The following is a 17,163-nucleotide window of genomic DNA, read 5'->3' as shown; positions in this document are numbered from 1 at the left end:
CTTGCGCAGTATAGCTTTGAAACGGATTTTTAAACATTTACAAACACCGTGTATACTTGTATATTTGTTATATAAATTCAGGCTGGAGATGAATCGCTTGACCCAATCCGAAAAACGCATCCCTTTATATATTCAGCTTCGTTCCTTCGTTCTGGAGCAGATCCGGCTGGGGGTCTGGAACAAGGACGACCGGCTGCCGACGGAGCATGAGCTGGCCGCCACGTTTAATGTGAGCCGTATTACCGTCAAAAATGCGCTCCAACAGCTTGTCAAGGAAGGCTTGATTTACCGCATTCAAGGGAAGGGAACCTTTCTGTCCGCCCCTGGTATCGGGGAAAAGCCGATTTATACCGGTGAAGGCAGCGATGCTGACGCACCTGCCGGTACCCGAAAAACGATCGCCTATTTGATGCCCCGTTTGCAGAACGCCTTTACTGCCCATATCCTTGGCGGGATCGAGGAGGTGCTCGTACAAGCGGGTTACAACCTGCTGTTTTTCAAAACGAATGACTCCCAGGAAACGGAGAGAGAACGGATTCGGCAGGCGGTACGGCTGGGCGTAAAAGGCCTGATCGTCTTCCCGGTGGACGGCGAGCATTATAACGAGGAGCTGGTTCAGCTGACCTTGTCGCGTTTTCCCCTTGTCCTGATCGACCGTGACATGCCGGGAATCGCCGCAAATTGCGTATACTCCGACCACAGCGGAGGTGCCTATGAAGCGACAATGCATCTTATTCGTATGGGGCATCGCCGCATCGCTTATATCGCAACCGGAAAAAGCGGGACGACGAGCGTAGAGGAGCGGATGAACGGATATGAGAAGGCCCTGTTCGATAACGGGCTGCCCTCCCCTCACAGCCACCGGTTAACAGGAGCGGCTGCGGCCGGGATCGAAGCCTTCCTGGATACGCATCGGGAGACGACGGCCATCTTCGCCGAGAATTCCGGGACCGGCTATGAGGTGATGAGAACGGCCGCCAGACTGGGTATCGCAATACCGGAGCAGTTATCCCTAGCCTTCTTCGATGATGTGGAGTATGGCGACATGTGGTCTGTTCCCCCTACTGTGGTCATCCAGCAGGACAAGCTGATCGGCCAGGAAGCAGCCCGGCTGCTGCTGTCCGTGATGGCCAATCCCATGCAGGAGCGGCGCAAAATCGTGCTTCCTGCCGAACTGATTGTCCGTGAATCGACCAGGGCTTGTGCAGAAGAACAGGAATAGCATGAGATAGGCTCAACTATCTTGTTCCTTACGGGATATTGTCGTACATGCGGCCTATTATACAACCAGGGAAAAATACAAGCTTTCGATTATTTAAAAGCCTGGTGAAAAAACCAGGCTGCGCATGCATAGCCCGTTCATCACCGGTCTATTAAAGTCGACCATCTTAAATACTGCGCCGTACTGCGCAGGCGAGAGAGCTTCTCGCGGTACGACGGACTTAGAAAGGAGCCAGGCTATGCCGGCAAGACCTCAGCTTATTCTGGATGCGGGAGGCGTACTTGTTACTAATCTTTCCCCCTTGTTATGGCAGCAGTTGGCCGCTGAAGCAGCAGTCTCTCACGATCAGCTGGTTGAGAGCTATAAGCGGAGTATGCGTGAGGATTTATGGAATGGAAAAGCTGAGGAAGCTTTTTTTTGGAACTGGCTGCAGGTTCAATTTCCCGCTCTGCGGGAGGATCGGGCGCGTGAGCTCCTCATCGCGAATTTACAGCCCTTGCCCGCCTTGCAGCTGATACCGTATTGGAGTAAATTCTTCGATATTCATCTGCTCAGCAATCATCGGGCTGAATGGCTGCTGCCAGTTCTCTCACATGTCAGGTATTGTCTGACGAGCCTGACGATATCAAGCGAATTCGGCTCCTCCAAGCCGGGTCCCGCCATCTTTGCGCAAGCCGCCTCTCATCTGACGCCCGGCAGTCCGGCGCTTTATGTCGATGATCAGCAGGACAACCTGCAGCAGGCCTTGGCCATGGGCTGGCAGGCGCTCCGGGCAGATCACAGCGGGAGCTGGGCACGCCAGGTCATCCCCCTCCTTTTGCCCTAACAAGAGAAACGGCTGTCGTCGTCCCCTTGCCGGTGCAGTTCGTTTCCTTGGAACTTATAGAAATTTACAGGAGTGAAACAAATACATCCCATCAGATTAAGTTAAGAAGAATCGACTGAAGCCATCTTGGCGGCACAGTTAGTTTCTTACCATAAAACTATCAGAAAAAGGATAAGATACATTCTCTGACAGTTCGGGAGGAAACCTGATGTTCTCTGGCGGCACAGCAGTTTTTTTCATCCAGACCTTACCGGCATTTATAAGGGCAAAAAGCCCGGCCCCGATGAATAATCGGTGTCGGGCTTTCTCGTTTAAGACCAGTCAACGCATTAGCTCACGCTCTGCGGATGATTATCGGCGACCAGATCAAGGCTTGCCGCTCTGGCGTTGGTCTCCACCTGCTCAGGACTTTTGCATCCGGGGATAACGCAAGTCACGGCCGGATGCTTCAGACACCAGGCCAAGGCCCATTCCGCCATATTGACGTTTGCGGGAACCTCTGTTCTGCTGATTTCCTCCACCCGGCGCAGCCTGGTCGCGGTTAGCTCCTTGTCATGGTTCGAGCGCACGTCGTTAGCTGCAAATAAGGCTCCCGGCTTGTATTTGCCGCTCAGATAACCGCTTGCGAGCGGAACCCGCGCAAGTACGCCCAGATCTTGCTCGATACAGGCAGGGAATACACGATTCTCCGGAGTCGTATCCAGACGATTATAGACCACCTGGATGGCTTTTGCGTTGACCTTCGAGGCTGCGGCCGTCTGGTGCAAATTATCGTTGCTGCCGATCGAGATGCCAAGGTTGCGTATTTTGCCGGCCTGCACCTGCTTGTCCAGCATCGTCCACAGCTCGTCGTTGTCGAACACCGAATCCGGTCCCGAGTGGAACTGGTACAGATCGATATAGTCGGTCCGCAGCGACTTCAGGGATTCCTCCAGCTGAGTGCGGACTTCATCGGCCGCCCAGTAGGAGGAATTATTTTTATCCAGAGCGCTGTGCCCGAACTTGGTCGCAATAATCCACTTATCGCGGCTGCCTCTGCGTTCCACGTAATTGCCGATGAAGCTCTCCGACAGATGATGCCCGTAGCATTCCGCCGTATCGAGCAGATTGATGCCGACCTCCTGGGCTTTGTCCAGAATGGCATCCACCTCGTCCTGGGTAAAGTCCTTACCCCATGCGCCTCCGAACTGCCAGGTTCCCACGCCAACGACCGATACCTTAAGCTCCGTTTTTCCGAGCGTCCTGTACTTCAAGAACATCATCTCCTTTATTTAAAATATAAGAAAGTATAAAACCATTTGCTTATATTCTGAGGGAAGAAAGTTGTTGCCCCCCAGAGGACGGCGTTAGCCGCTGCTTCTTGACGGATAAACAAATCATATTTTTAATTATAGAAAAGCGGGTAAGCGATTACAAGAACTGAAAAGAAGTTGCCTTACTTACCTCCATGTTATCCATGTGAACCAAACCCGTCCCGATGCTCCAGTCAAGCGAAAGCTTCAGGGCTAAGTTAACACTTTCTTATATTATCGAAGCTGCCGGTGCGTTGCATCGTTCCATGACGGAGGCCGAAAACGATAACAATTTGCTGTTGACTCCCTCGCATTACATCCATTATATTTAACGAGTGAAACGTTTCATTTTATGATGATTCCGGGTCCCGGCTTTTCGGACTGCGATCTTCTGCACGTTTCTAACGCTTTTCTGACCGGGAGAAATCCCTCTAGGCTTGCTTTATAAATGTTTTGAGAAGAGGGAATGGTGGCTTATATCCGCAACGATTAAAGATGTAGCGGCGGCGGCGGGCGTTTCTGTCGGAACTGTATCCAAACTCATTAACAAGTCGGGTTATGTAAGCGACAAAATCAGAGAACGGGTTCTGCTTGCCATAACTCTGCTCAACTATCAGCCCAATGCCGTCGCCAGAAGCTTGAAGCAGTCCAAAACGCATCTGCTGGGTCTCATCGTCGACGACATTTCCAATCCTTCCATCACGAAGATGATGAAGTCAATCGAGGACGTGGCCAGAAATAAAAGCTACAATCTTATTATTTGCTCCCACAATAATGATTCTGAACAAGAGATGAAAGCGTTCCAGTGGCTTCAGGAAAAAAGGGTCGATGGAATCATCGCGATTCCCACGGGAGCCGAACTGGATGAGCTCCAGCTGCCAAGCTCCATTCCCATCATGACCGTGGAACGGAAAGTGAAGTACAACCGGTTTTATTCCGTTATCCATGAGAATATCCATTCTTCCTTCTCGCTTGTGCAGCATCTGTACATCCATGGCTGCCGCCGTCTGCTGTTCATCCATGGGCCGCTTCAGGACCATGTGGAACATGAGCGGCACCAAGGCATCCGCCAAGCGATCGGGCAGCTGGGTCTTGACCCGGAATTGCAGATATTCCTTGAGGCAGGCACGGACATTGAATCTATTTCCGGTGCAGTGAGCAGTCATCTGGGGAGTTCCGGTCTTCCGGAGGGCATCTATGCCACGAATCGGCTGTCGCTGGCCGGTACAATTCAAGCCTTATGGAGCATGGATATTAAAGTGCCCGGGGACGTTGCGGTCGCAGGCTTTGGCGATATTGATCCCTACGGGATTCTCAGACCGACTTTAACGGCAGCCAAGGAAGACTTCTACGAGGTCGGCAAAATCGCTGCCGAAGTTCTTTTTGAACGAATCGAAAATAAAATGCGCTATAACCAACCGAAGGAATTTATCGTAGCGCCCCGGCTGTTCATTGGAACTTCCTGCGGTTCTCATAGTCACTCCTGATGAAGAGAGCTCCGGAAGTTTTTTTATAAATCCAGTGAAACGTTTCATTGACTAAATAAACGGAGGTTATATTCATGAGCGAACAAAAAGCAGTCATGAAAAAATTGATCAACGACCCTGAGAACGTGGCGGTGGAGATGCTGGAAGGGCTGCTGCTGGCCCATTCCGACCAGTTGAGGAGTGTCCGCAGCGACAACCGCGCTCTTGTCCGGGCTGAAGCTCCGGTCGAAGGCAAAGTAGGGATTGCGACAGGCGGCGGCTCCGGACATTTGCCCCTGTTTCTCGGTTACGTCGGCAAAGGAATGCTCGACGGCGTTGCAGTCGGCGATATTTTCGCCTCACCGAGCTCGCAGCAAATGCTTGATGTCACCCGTGCAATTAACGGCGGAAAAGGTGTTCTCTATATCTACGGCAACTACGGCGGCGATGTCATGAATTTTGATATGGCTATGGAATTGGCGGATCTTGAGGGCATTCAGGTTGAGCGGGTCGTCGCTACGGATGATGTGGCGTCGATGCCGAAGGGGCATGAAGAACAGCGCCGCGGCGTTGCCGGGATGTTCTATCTGTACAAGCTGGCAGCAGCCAAAGCAGAGCTGGGCGGCAGCCTGGAGGAGGTCAAACGGGTTGCCGAGAAGGCCAACGACAATGTGCGAACGATGGGCGTTGCCATGACGCCGTGCATCCTGCCGGCGGTAGGCCGTCCCACTTTTGAAATTGGGGACGGAGAAATGGAAATCGGTATGGGAATCCATGGCGAGCCGGGCATTCACCGCGGTGAGATGAGAACGGCCGATTCCGTGGCGGAGACCCTTGTAGCCTCCATCCTGGACGATATGCCGGTTGAAAAAGGCGGCAGCGTTTCCGTTCTCATCAACGGTCTGGGCGCCACTCCCCTCGAGGAATTGTATATTGTCTACCGGGCCGTTCATCAATTGTTGAAGCAAAGAGATATTACGATCTACAGCCAATATATTGGCGAATATGCCACCTCTCTGGAGATGGCAGGGATGTCCCTATCGATTTTGCGCGTCGATGATGAATTCCGCGAGCTGCTCAAATTCCCGTTCACCACACCGTTCCGCATTCAAAATTAAATGATTCGCCTGCCCTTTTATGATTCAAGGAGGAAAATCTCATGAAAAACACACTGAATTTGGAAGACATCCGCAATATATTGCGGGAAATTGGCAAATTGATGGACGAAAACAAAGAATACTTATGCAAACTTGACGGCGCGCTGGGAGACGGGGATATCGGGCTCACCATGTCCAAAGGATTCCGGGCGGTCGTTGATAACCTGCCCAACATCCAGGAGGAGAATGCAGGTGTACTGTTGATGAGAAGCGCCATGGTCATGGGTGAAACCGTTGCCTCGACGATGGGGACCTTAATGGCCACTGCGCTGATTCGCGGTGGCAAAGCCGTCCAAGGCAAAACGGAATTGAGTGTCGAGGATCTCTCAACCCTGACCCGGGCGATGGCGGAGGGCTTGATGGAACGCGGCAAAGCCAAAGTAGGCGATAAAACCATTCTGGATTCGATCTTTCCAGCGGTGGAAGCGATTGAGTCGGCCCAGCGGGATGGAAAATCGCTGAAGGAAGCCATCAGTTCAGCCTATGAAGCTGCCGCAAAGGGAACGCAGGCGACCATCGACATGCAATCCCGGCACGGCAGAGCAGGGCGTTATCTCGAACGCTCGATCGGTCACCAGGACCCAGGAGCAACAGTAGGCTCCCTCTTCTTCAAAGGTTTCGATAACTATATCCAATCCCTCGCTTAAGCCAATCATATGAAAAATCCGGCCCTCGTCCAAATACGGGGGCTTTCTTCTGCTCCACAAGAAAGTGTGTGATAACTTCAAAAAGTCAAAAAAAAGCCGGGCTCCGATAAATAACCGGAGCCTGGCTCATCTGCAACCCCAAAAAAAAGTTGCAGGTTTTATGCTTTTGCAATTGGCACTTGCCCTTGCCCTTGCCCTTGCACTTGCACTTGCACTTGCACTTGGCACTTGCACTTGGCACTTGGCACTTGCAGTATATTTAGCGCGGAGCGGGCGGAATCGTTCTGGAGAAACGATAGTGGTCGCCTTTGTCTCCGGATTTCTACAGCTGAGTGTTTTATACAATCAGGAAATCCGGGGACAACAGCGATCGTAAGAATGATCCGAACGCGCAGCGTGCCTTTGCTCTTAGCTTCGTTCATGGCTTTTGTTCTTAGCTTTTGTTCTTAGCTTTTGTTCTTAGCTTTTGCTCTTAGCTTTTGCTCTTAGCTTTTGCTCTTAGCTTTTGCTCTTAGCTTTTGTTCTTAGCTTTTGCTCTTAGCTTTTACGCATAAGTCCCTTATCCTTAATCCCTTGCACTTGAAATCAAGCTGTTAAAAAGTAAAACCTACAAACTGACCACCGTACCATTGGCTTGCGACTCAAAAGCGGCCAAAATGACAGCCAGCGACTTGCGGCCTTCTTCACCGGAGATTACCGGCGGCGTATTCGTCACGATGCTTTCAACGAAAGCCTCGATAACTCCGCTTGTCTCCTGCTTTTCATTCGTCGAGATCGCGCCGACTTTATAACGCTCAACCGTGCCGTCCCGCAGCTCCAGAATAATTTGATCCTCTGGGTCGGTTCCGATCTTGATAACGCCATTCTCGCACCACAGCACCGTGCTGTTGTCTTCGCCTTTATAGTACGTCCAGCTGGCAACCAGCGTACCGATTGCGCCGCTTTTCATACGAAGCAGCACCGTGGCGTTGTCATCCACTTTCGTATTCTTCTTGTCCAGGGTTCCGATGAACGCGGTCACCTGAGCGACCTCGTCGTCCAGCAAATAGCGGATCAGGTCAGACTTGTGCACGCCAAGATCGCCCATCGCGCCCATAATGGCCTCTTCCTTGCGGAAGAACCAGCTGCCGGGGCCGTCGATGCTCCAGAATTCCGGTCCAGGATGTCCGAACGAGGTGCGGAAAGTCAAAACGCGTCCGAGTCCTGCAGTCTCCAGCAGTTCCTTCGCTTTCACATGTGGCGGCATCAACCGTTGATTATGTCCCACCATCAAAAACACGTTATTTTGGCTGGCTGCATCAATCATTGCTGCAGCTTCCTCGTCGGTGACAGCCATCGGCTTCTCAACCAGTACGTGAGCGCCGGCATTGGCCGCCGCAATTGCTACTGTGGCATGCAGGTAGTTAGGCGTACAAACGCTTACTGCGTCCGGTTTGATCTCGGCAAGCATGTCCTCATAGTTGGCAAACGCTTTGGCGCCGTATTGGTCGGCATATTTCTGCGCACGCTCCGTTACGGGATCACAGAATGCAACAAGCTCCACATTCGGGTTTGGCGCATATTCGATGATATGCCTTTTCTCGGCGATAGATCCGCAGCCAACGACTGCCACTCTGATTTTACTCATAATATGAACAACTCTCCTCTTTCATGAATGTGAATGTTTATTTGGGCTTACGCTTTATAACCGTTTTCCTTCAACCAGTTCATGCTGGTTTGCACCGATTCCAGCGGCGGGTTCGCACAAGTGTCCTGCTCGACTATAAGCCATTCCACATCAGCCTGCTTGGCTGCTGCGATGATGTCGTTAAGGGCCAGATCGCCTTGTCCCAGCTCGACGGTGTCAATCGACTTGCCTTCACTCTTGCGGAAATCCTTCAAGTGCAGGAGCGGCAGTCTGCCTTTGTACTTCGCGATATAAGCAAGCGGGTCCTGCTTCGCATACTGCACCCAGCCGATATCCATCTCGACCTTCAGCAGATCGGCATCAACATGGCTGTACATGGCATCGAACACGAACTCGCCATCGATTTTGCTGGCGAATTCAAAATCATGATTATGATAAGCAAATTCCAGGCCTTCCTCTTTCAAACGCTTGCCGATAGCGGCAAACTTCTTGAACAGATCCTGCCAGAACGCTTCGCCGCCGCTAAGCAGATCCGCCGAAAGGTATGGACAAATTACATAGCTTGCCCCCACTGTTTTCAAAAAAGCTATTTCTTCTTCCAGATTCTCCGTCAGACGCTGCAGGCTGACATGACTTCCGAAAGCCTCAATGCCCAGCTCCTTCAGCAGATCGCGCATATCTTCGGCGGAAGCGCCTCCATAACCGGCGAATTCTACGCCTTCATATCCCATTTCGGCAACCTGACGCAGCGTTCCGTTAAAATCCGAAGCCATAACGTCGCGCAGCGTATATAATTGCAAGCCGATTTTCATATTTGCCATCCTCCTTCTTCTGTTTACCGATCTGACAATCATTATAGTGGAAAAGCTTCCGCAAGGAGATGTAGAATATACTTATGACATGAACAATAATGCTACTAAATGAGGTTAGCCGTTATGTATAATGATGTGATGCTTTGCAGCTATTCCTATCATTCGCATCCGTTCCAGGTCGAATATTCCGAAGGCCTGACCACCTATCTGTTCCGCCTTCAGACTGAAGGCTCCTGCGAGGCGCTGGTAAATGGCCGTATGGAGCGGATTGAGGCCGGTGATCTGCTGCTGTTCAAGCCCGGAGATCCCTATGAGCTTAACATCGTGGCCGGAAGCCAAACAACCGAAGCCGATAAACCGCAGGCGTCAAGCGGCGATTATTTCGTCATTTGCAACGGACCGTGGCTGGACGAATGGTGGGCCAGGAAGGAACGCCCGCAGAAGACGAAAATCGTTTCCGATGAGCGGCTGTTGTCCATATGGAGGGCGCTTGTCCTTGAGAAGCGGCGGTTTGAGCAGGAAGACCGGGAAATGGCCGATTATTTGCTGCGCTCCTTATGCCTGGGGCTGGACCGCGCCGTCGCCACACAGTCCGTGCTTCACGGCAAATCCTTTATCGCCACACGCATGAAAAATTTCATCGACGAACAGGCCGGTGGGCCTTTTCTTATTCAGGATGTCGCCAGCCATGTCGGGCTTAGCGTTTCCCGCACGGTTCATTTATTCAAGGAATGCTTCGGCGTTACCATTATTCAGTATACCCAGGATGTACGCTTATCCATGGCGATGGAGCGGATGAAATTCAGCACCATGCCGCTCGAACAAATTGCCGAGACCTGCGGATTCGGCAGCTACTCCTATTTTTATCGTATTTTCCGCCGACAGTTTGGCATGTCACCAGCAGTATATAGAGAGCAGCAGATCTAGCCCCGGCCTTGGCAGAAGCACGCTTGCGCAACAAAAGCGCTGACCTCCCCGGATGGAGAGATCAGCGCTTTTTTTAAAACCGGGACGCCTTAATATGCGGCGACGCCCAGCATCTTGATGGTTTCTTCAATAAAATACGGTTCATCCTCCGGCGTTCGCGAGGTAATCAGATTCTCATCCACTACCACCGCGTTGTCAATAAAACGGCCGCCTGCATCATTTATTTCTTCATGCAGCTCCGGATAGGCGGTAATATTCCTGCCCTCCAGAAGCTTCGCCCTTACCAGAAGCTGCGGGCCATGACAAATCGCCGCAATGACCTTGTGGTCTTTGTCCATTTGCTTGATAAACTCGATGACCGGCTCGCTGTCGATCAGATGGGAAGGTGATTTGCCTCCCGGTATGATGACTGCATCATAATCAGCCGCATCGGCTTCATCTGCTGACAGATGCGACGTGTAGGTGACCGTTCCGTTTTTACCGGTCAGCTCCGCACCTTTTTCCAGACTGATGATGACCGCTTCATGGCCATTTTTAACTATAGCTTCATAAGGGTTTTTCATCTCGGAATCTTCAAAGTCATTAGCCAATAAGAAAGCTACCCTCTTCGCATGCTCCATCATAAGGACCACTTCCCCTCTCGAGTGATAAGAAGAACCTGCAATAGCAGGCATATGGTCTATTACCCACTATGTGAAGACCTGAGACGCTTCGTCTGCAAATCAGCAATCAGCCTCATTAGTTGCAATCAACATGATCACTTCATCTATTTCGATCACCCGGTAGGCCGCAGAAAAAAGAGCAGCGGTCCGTACGCTGCTCTTTTTTTGTATCCCTTATTTTCTGATTTTAAGCTTGCCCGTTTTCCCGTTTCGCCTTCAGCCACTTGGGAGCCCCTTTATTCTTGCGGTCATGCTCAATCTCTTTCTTCGATTTGACCGGTTGAATGGTTTTCTCCGCTTTTCCCTTGCCTTGCTTTTTGCCGCCTTTACCCTTCGCTGCTGCGTTCTTCGAAGATAAAGGCTTGGCAGGCCTGCCAAGCGGCTTTCGCTCGCCTGCTCCTGCTGATGCCCTGTCCGTTCTTGGCTCAAGCTCGGCTGCTCCATCCGAAGATGAACTTACTGCACGGCGAGACAGCTCTGCACCACCTGCCTGCGGCTTTCTCGATGCAATCCGGGGCAGACTTTCCACTGCCGGCCTAGAGCTCGCCGTGGCAGCAAGCTGCTCCTGCTGATGCCCATTCACAGCTTGTTTCGGCTTGTCCGCAGATGACTGACTCTCATTCTCCGGTGCGTTTGCGCTATCTTTTGTTGTATCGGCAGAGCCTCCAGCCCTTTGCAGCGTTTTCTTCATGGGCTCGCGACCTGCCCGCTTCTGGGCCGCAGCCGCTTCGTCCAGCTGCCTGCCATACGATTTGCTGCCGCGGACTGCCCCATTGTCTCCCAGGTCGACCAGCTTGCCGCGGTACATAACCTTCTCCCGCAAATCAATGCCCAGCTGCTTGCGGAACTTATCCATTATAAACAGCTGCTGCGTTGTGACAATGGATACTACAGTTCCCGGCTTGCCCATCCGGCCTGTCCGGCCGGACCGGTGAACATAATGATCCGCATCAAGAGCAGGGTCCAGATGAACCACGAGCGGCAAATCCACAATATCAAGTCCCCGTGCCGCAATATCCGTTGCCAGCATCAACTGGATGCGGCCTTCGCGAAATCGCTGTAGCGTACCGGCTCTCCGCTGCTTGTCCGAATCTCCGTAGAGCGTTTCAATCTGGAAGCCTTCATAACCGAATTTAGCCTCATAGTTGGCAATTTCATCCGTTTCATTAATGAACAGAAGCGCTGTTTTGGGCTCCAGCATGCGAATGAGACGTCTCGCCGTGTCTACCTTGTCCCTCTTGTCGCAGACAAGAAAATAATGGTTTACATTTTCAAGCGCCTGGCTGTTTCCCGTGGCATCAACCCGCTCCGGCTCACGCATCCATCTTGCTTCCACCTTCTCCATCTCCACCGGGCGCGTTGCCGAGAAGAACGCAATCTGCCGGTCGCGCTTCATCGCCTTCAGAAGGGTCTCTACCTCTCTGGTCGATCCCAGATTAAACACCTGATCCGCTTCATCGATCACGACCAATTTAATATTATGAAGCTTCAGCTTGCCTGCAGCCATAATTTCATGAATCCGGCCCGGCGTACCCACGACAATATGCGGATGCAGCCTGAGCTTGTCCACTTGACGCTGCATCGCAGCGCCTCCAATGAGCTGCTGTGCCTTGATGCCAAGCGGCTCCCCGTAATGCTCTGCAACCCGGAATATCTGCATGGCCAATTCCTGCGTAGGCGCGAGCACCATAACCTGCACGCCGGAATTTTCCGTATCTACCCGCTGCAGGGCAGGCAGCATATAGGCCAATGTCTTTCCCGTCCCCGTTTGCGACTTCGCCGATACATCGCGGCCTTCAAGCAGCAGCGGAATAGCTGCTTCCTGCACGGCCGTCGGTGATTCAATATGATTCGCTGCGAGCGCTGCCACAAGCAGCGGATTCAGCTCAAAAGATTCCCATGTTCCGTTCATCATGTCCCTCATTCCTTCTATAATAAGCACTTCTATTTCCGGTTGAGCCAGCGCCCGGCAACACGATCCGCCAGACGCGGAAACAAACCGTACAAGCGGATACCGATCGCAGCGGATAATGGCAAATCCACTTCAAGCGTCTTCCGCTCGATAATCTTTACAATTGCATCTGCCACCTGCTGCGGAGTCATCATAAAGCGCCGTACGTTGTTGAAATAAGTCCCTCCCGGATCAGCAGCCTGCAAAAAAGGCGTGTCGATCGGACCGGGATTGACGGCCGATACCGTAATGCCCATTGGTGCCAGCTCAGCCCGCATAGCATTCGTCAGCCCCAGCACAGCATGCTTCGTGGCCGCATAGCCCGAAGCTTTTGGCGTGCTTATTTTACCAGCCATGGAGGCCACATTGATAATATGGCCAAAACCCTGATGACGCATATAGGGCAGTACAGCTTTTGCGCATCTTACCGTACCCATATAATTGGTATCCATCATGCTTTCGAAGCGCTCCACTTCCGCTTCGGCGAAAGTCTCGAACAGGCCGAAGCCTGCATTGTTAAGAAGCACATCAATGGTGCCAAACTCCTCATATATACGCCGGATGACCTGCTGAATCTCATTATTATCCGTAACATCCATCCGGTAGCATCCATGCCTGCCATCAAGTGCGGCCGATGTTTCCTTCAAACGGCTTTCATGACGTCCGGTTATAACTGGAATCGCCCCGCGCTTAGCCAGCTTTTTAGCCGTCTCAGCACCTATACCGCTTGTTCCTCCGGTAATTATAACAACCTTATTACGAATCAACGTTCATCACCCGAACTTCAGTTTACTTCAAGCTGGGCATTTAGGCAAAAAAAACAAGTCGCATCTGGATCTTTTGATATATTTATGCAACAAAAAAGCTCCCGCAGGAGCTTAAAACATGTTACGATGCAATTAGGACCTGTATGTCCAGTTCGCCAATTCCTTCCATAATAAGAGGGATTGTGAGAGCTTTCTGGGCCTTGAATCCAGCCGCCTGCGCCGAATGCAAGACTTTAGGAGGGGTAATATCCACCCGGACACCCTGGTTATACAGCATGGTGCTCGCATTGCCGCTTATCATGTTGCCCAGCTCAGATATTGCGCTTTTGCCCATCTCGTCAATTTCCGATATTACATAGCCGCCCATCATCGCCGAGATCATTTTCATGGCAACCTCTTCACTTAAGCCGAATACAATATCGCCTGTCATTTGACCATTAAGGCCGATTTGAATCCAGATGTAATTCTCAACGAACTTAACGTCCTTAATCCCCAGCTGCCCGGCTGCAGGACGGATCTGGGCAACTTGTTCGATGACAATAATTGCGGATTCCAAGAAGGGATTAATATATTCAGCCTTCATCGTGAAGTAGCGCCCCTTTTCGACTAGATTCATTTGTCTTACTTTATCTAGTATTATACTAAATTAATTAGGACAAGTATACTACTCCCATACCCATTTTCATAAATTATGTAATATTTTGTCGAACGATAGTCCCAGGGAGGAATATTATGCCGAATGTATGGACGCATTTCATATTTGGGCAGAAAGTATTGGAATCAATCGGTGAAGAAGCGCTGATCGCCTCGCCTTCCCGGAAACGGATGTTCAATATGGGCTGCCAGGGACCGGATTTCTTATTTTACCATCATTTTCTTCCTTGGCAGCAGGAGAAACTCATGAATCTGCTCGGCAACGAAATGCATAACCGCCACTGCGGACCGGTTATCATGGATTTGCTTGATGCGGTTAGCACCCAAACGGCAGAGGATGCCGGGTATGATGATGCTCTGGTCTATGCACTGGGATTCGTGCTGCATCATATTCTCGACTGCAATATGCATCCCTATGTATTCAGCCGTTCCGGCTTCCGCAAGTGGGACCATCAGCGATTTGAGGTCATGATGGACACGCTCATTGTCCGCAAGCTCCTTGGCATTGAAACATGGAATACCCCCGTTTGGCGGGAAATCAACAATGAAGGCCAACTGCCCGATGTCATCGTCGATGCCTTCGAACAAGTAGCCGCCGTCCATTATCCGGAGCTTGCGCCGCATATCAGACGTCATAACTGGACTTCTGCGATGCGGGACATGATTCGTGCGCAGCGTCTCTTCTATGATCCCACCGGAATCCGCACCATGCTTACCTTCCGCAAGATTGAACCCCTTGTCTATAAACGAAACCTGCCTCCCCTTGATATCCTGAACGAGTCCCATCGTCCCTGGCTGGATCCTACCGACGGCAATCGGACGAATACAGACAGCATATGGGATATGTGGGATCATGCCATGGAGGAGGCCAAGCAGATAACAGCCACTGTTATCCAATGGCTGCGGGAGGTTCAGCGGATGACGAAGCAGCCTCAACATGACGACGGGTTGTTCCAATCCTGTCCGCTCCGCGAAGAAACTGCCGCTCTCATCGGAAGCCGCTCCTACGAAACGGGACTTCCCTGCGACAGCGGCGCCTCCATCCTGCACGCAGATCCAATATGGCCGGAATCACAGGCCGGCAAGACATGATCCCGTATAGTCTGCTTCATACTACCTGCTCTGTCAGTCTTCCGGAAACTTTTTATATCGCCTCTTCCTTAATACGGCGGTAGCGCAGCCTTATCAAGCGTAAACGGTCATAGAGAAGATCCACCGGTTTGCCTTTAACAGTATCTTCCCCATAAACCTTGAATAAAACCGGCTTCAAATAACGGTCGCCCTCACTGAGCAGAGCATCCCATACCAGCTGCTGCTCGGACTGCGGCACATGCTCCAGCTCGCGCTCAATCAACGGTTCAATATCATAGCCTTCCGTTTCCAGCTTTTCGATCCGCTCCATTAAATCACGTCGGGGCAGCTCAAGCTCAGCCTGCATCTGATCCAATGTTTTTCCTTCCGCAATTCCTCTCAGCAGAAGATGCTTCTCATTTTGCCTGTCCATTTGCGTCTTGAATTTATTCTCCTTTTGCTTATACAGCCATTGGGTATACACCTTCTGATCCAATGAATCCGCAACCCATTCCAATGGAAAAACGGCCGTTTGCTCAAAAGTTCTCGTGATCCCAATAATCTCTTCGCCAAACGCGGCCTGCTTGCTTTCTCCCCAACCGGGAATTTGGGCCAGCTCGTCCAGCTGATGAGGGACGAATGCGCTGATCATCCAGAGCATCCTGTTGGTGGCGATCAAATAAGCCGATTTCTTATCGGCAATTGCCCTGGACCGGCGCCACTCGCGGAGCAGATCAAACAATTCGCTGTTGGCATTGATTTCCCCGTAACACTGCAGCATCGCAATCAGACTGCTCTTGCCTGGAGCAGCCTGACGATCATCAAGCAAGCCGTCAATGATTGGTATGAAGCCTTTTCCCATCTGGACAGCAACCCCATGACGAAAAGCTGTCATCATTTCCTCCCAGGAACCTCCCTCGAACCAGACAGCCGGACCATCCGGCTCCTTTGCTTCGTCATCTGTCCACATAACCGACCATATCCCCTCCTGCTCACAAATGGACAGCTGGGCTTGCGAGCTCAGGCCGCTCTCTTCCAATTTCTCAAAAGTGTTTAAAAAAACGATTTGCATACGACAGACCTCCATTAGATTGATCATCAATCGCGAACGCCGTACTGGCACAAAAAAAAAGCACCTCTCCTGCCTGTTAGGGCTGAAGAGGTGCTTCCTCACGTTGCAACGATTTGATTGTTCAAAGCATAGCATATGTGCGAGTCTTCTTGCAATAGGCAGTTCTCTCCAGATTTCGCCGCGGACATTCAGCCGGCATGGATATCAGTTCCCATTCCATATTGCCCCGCTGACTCATCGGATGCTATGATATAGCGAGCACACAAAGGACACCAGTTGAACGGTAAAGGTCCTATAGTGAAGGAGGTTTTTCTAAATGCTGCTGCCTGATTATGATTTTATGTCTGATATGACAGAAGATACATCCACGCGTTTTGTTACTTTCATAACACCGAATTATAAACGTTTTGATCTTGCCATTATGTCGACAAGCCGTTTCTACGGCAAGAAACTGGTGACGGACCTGCAGAGCGGCCGCACTGCAATTATGGGCTCGGATGACCTGGAACAGGAAGGTTATCTGGAGCATGTATTCAAGCTTACCGAGGAAGAAGCCGGCGATCTCAGCCAATTTCTTGAGCTTGTTGTTGGAAGTGTGAATTTTACCGACTGATCCGGACACACTAATGGGGTATTAAACAAGTGTTACATCGGGAGGGAATCACCATGAGCAGTGGATTCGAGAAGGAAAATCGTCAGCCGAGCGCGGATTTGTCCACGGTTGAATCCCAGCGCAATGACCTCACAGCAGAAGAATTCCCCGAGGGGCCTTACGGCTCTGACCTGATCGCCCGGTCACTGGGCAAAAGCACGCCGTGGCGCATCGATCAGCGGCCCTCAAACCGTTTCAGTTACGAGAATCGCGAGCTGCACGCAGGTATGGATCGAGAGTATCCCGGAGACGACGATGCCGCTCCTGCCGTGCCGGATGTTCAGGACGAGCCCTGAACCATATAGAAGAACCGGGACCCTCTTTTAAGGGTCCCGGCTTTTTTTTGGGAAATACAAGA

The 17,163-nt window shown here is 51.4% G+C and carries 17 protein-coding genes; 9 read left to right on the top strand and 8 right to left on the bottom strand.

What is annotated here, in order from left to right; all coding sequences use genetic code 11:
• Nucleotides 1-97: 97 nt before the first annotated feature.
• Both AC0YOB_RS09040 and AC0YOB_RS09035 read left to right on the top strand, forming a co-directional pair.
• Entirely contained in the window at nucleotides 98-1,222 is a 1,125-nt protein-coding gene (locus AC0YOB_RS09040; protein ID WP_475792556.1) for a GntR family transcriptional regulator, read from the top strand.
• 238 nt (nucleotides 1,223-1,460) lie between these two features.
• Nucleotides 1,461-2,048: an HAD family hydrolase gene (locus AC0YOB_RS09035; RefSeq protein ID WP_475792555.1), complete on the top strand. Its 588-nt coding sequence runs from the start codon at nucleotides 1,461-1,463 to the stop codon at nucleotides 2,046-2,048.
• A gap of 329 nt (nucleotides 2,049-2,377) precedes the next feature.
• Here the strand turns inward: AC0YOB_RS09035 and AC0YOB_RS09030 are convergent, their stop codons facing one another.
• A complete protein-coding gene (locus tag AC0YOB_RS09030; RefSeq protein ID WP_475792554.1) occupies nucleotides 2,378-3,301 on the bottom strand; it encodes an aldo/keto reductase in 924 nt (307 codons plus the stop codon).
• Nucleotides 3,302-3,777: 476 nt separating this feature from the next.
• On the opposite strand from AC0YOB_RS09030, the gene AC0YOB_RS09025 reads away from it, so the two are divergent.
• The 3 genes from AC0YOB_RS09025 (at nucleotide 3,778) to dhaL (ending at nucleotide 6,610) form a co-directional block, all read left to right on the top strand.
• Nucleotides 3,778-4,827: a LacI family DNA-binding transcriptional regulator gene (locus tag AC0YOB_RS09025; protein WP_475792553.1), complete on the top strand. Its 1,050-nt coding sequence runs from the start codon at nucleotides 3,778-3,780 to the stop codon at nucleotides 4,825-4,827.
• A gap of 95 nt (nucleotides 4,828-4,922) precedes the next feature.
• Nucleotides 4,923-5,924, top strand: a complete 1,002-nt coding sequence (locus AC0YOB_RS09020) for a dihydroxyacetone kinase subunit DhaK (protein WP_475792988.1) — start codon at nucleotides 4,923-4,925, stop codon at nucleotides 5,922-5,924.
• Between the two features lie 41 nt (nucleotides 5,925-5,965).
• A complete protein-coding gene (gene dhaL / locus AC0YOB_RS09015; protein WP_475792552.1) occupies nucleotides 5,966-6,610 on the top strand; it encodes a dihydroxyacetone kinase subunit DhaL in 645 nt (214 codons plus the stop codon).
• A gap of 607 nt (nucleotides 6,611-7,217) precedes the next feature.
• Here the strand turns inward: dhaL and AC0YOB_RS09010 are convergent.
• Both AC0YOB_RS09010 and AC0YOB_RS09005 read right to left on the bottom strand, forming a co-directional pair.
• Nucleotides 7,218-8,237 (bottom strand): Gfo/Idh/MocA family protein, encoded by a 1,020-nt coding sequence (locus AC0YOB_RS09010; RefSeq protein ID WP_210037191.1) that lies wholly within the window; start codon nucleotides 8,235-8,237, stop codon nucleotides 7,218-7,220.
• A 47-nt stretch (nucleotides 8,238-8,284) separates the two neighbouring features.
• A complete protein-coding gene (locus tag AC0YOB_RS09005) occupies nucleotides 8,285-9,058 on the bottom strand; it encodes a sugar phosphate isomerase/epimerase family protein (protein WP_210037190.1) in 774 nt (257 codons plus the stop codon).
• A gap of 114 nt (nucleotides 9,059-9,172) precedes the next feature.
• Between AC0YOB_RS09005 and AC0YOB_RS09000 the strand changes: the two genes are divergently transcribed.
• Entirely contained in the window at nucleotides 9,173-9,976 is an 804-nt protein-coding gene (locus tag AC0YOB_RS09000) for an AraC family transcriptional regulator (RefSeq protein WP_475792551.1), read from the top strand.
• A gap of 89 nt (nucleotides 9,977-10,065) precedes the next feature.
• On the opposite strand, the gene AC0YOB_RS08995 is transcribed toward AC0YOB_RS09000, so the two are convergent.
• From AC0YOB_RS08995 to AC0YOB_RS08980, 4 genes are all read right to left on the bottom strand, one after another.
• Entirely contained in the window at nucleotides 10,066-10,599 is a 534-nt protein-coding gene (locus AC0YOB_RS08995) for a DJ-1/PfpI/YhbO family deglycase/protease (protein WP_475792550.1), read from the bottom strand.
• A gap of 226 nt (nucleotides 10,600-10,825) precedes the next feature.
• Nucleotides 10,826-12,553: a DEAD/DEAH box helicase gene (locus AC0YOB_RS08990; RefSeq protein ID WP_475792549.1), complete on the bottom strand. Its 1,728-nt coding sequence runs from the start codon at nucleotides 12,551-12,553 to the stop codon at nucleotides 10,826-10,828.
• A 29-nt stretch (nucleotides 12,554-12,582) separates the two neighbouring features.
• On the bottom strand, nucleotides 12,583-13,356 hold the full coding sequence (locus AC0YOB_RS08985) for an SDR family NAD(P)-dependent oxidoreductase (protein ID WP_475792548.1): 774 nt from the start codon (nucleotides 13,354-13,356) through the stop codon (nucleotides 12,583-12,585).
• A 121-nt stretch (nucleotides 13,357-13,477) separates the two neighbouring features.
• Complete coding sequence (locus AC0YOB_RS08980; protein ID WP_210037186.1) at nucleotides 13,478-13,939, bottom strand: chemotaxis protein CheX; 462 nt, start codon at nucleotides 13,937-13,939, stop codon at nucleotides 13,478-13,480.
• Between the two features lie 149 nt (nucleotides 13,940-14,088).
• Between AC0YOB_RS08980 and AC0YOB_RS08975 the strand changes: the two genes are divergently transcribed.
• Nucleotides 14,089-15,102 (top strand): zinc dependent phospholipase C family protein, encoded by a 1,014-nt coding sequence (locus AC0YOB_RS08975; RefSeq protein ID WP_475792547.1) that lies wholly within the window; start codon nucleotides 14,089-14,091, stop codon nucleotides 15,100-15,102.
• 52 nt (nucleotides 15,103-15,154) lie between these two features.
• Here the strand turns inward: AC0YOB_RS08975 and AC0YOB_RS08970 are convergent, their stop codons facing one another.
• Nucleotides 15,155-16,153, bottom strand: a complete 999-nt coding sequence (locus tag AC0YOB_RS08970) for an HRDC domain-containing protein (RefSeq protein ID WP_475792546.1) — start codon at nucleotides 16,151-16,153, stop codon at nucleotides 15,155-15,157.
• A 316-nt stretch (nucleotides 16,154-16,469) separates the two neighbouring features.
• Here AC0YOB_RS08970 and AC0YOB_RS08965 point away from each other — a divergent pair, with 316 nt between their 5' ends.
• Nucleotides 16,470-16,766 carry a DUF3055 domain-containing protein gene (locus tag AC0YOB_RS08965; protein WP_475792545.1) on the top strand — a complete coding sequence of 99 codons (297 nt, stop codon included), beginning with the start codon at nucleotides 16,470-16,472 and terminating at the stop codon, nucleotides 16,764-16,766.
• Nucleotides 16,767-16,819: 53 nt separating this feature from the next.
• Nucleotides 16,820-17,101 (top strand): hypothetical protein, encoded by a 282-nt coding sequence (locus AC0YOB_RS08960; protein WP_475769362.1) that lies wholly within the window; start codon nucleotides 16,820-16,822, stop codon nucleotides 17,099-17,101.
• Nucleotides 17,102-17,163 lie beyond the last annotated feature (62 nt).

It is taken from the genome of Paenibacillus sp. JT31N17, from assembly GCF_056269255.1.
This window is presented reverse-complemented; position numbering and strand designations above follow the sequence as displayed.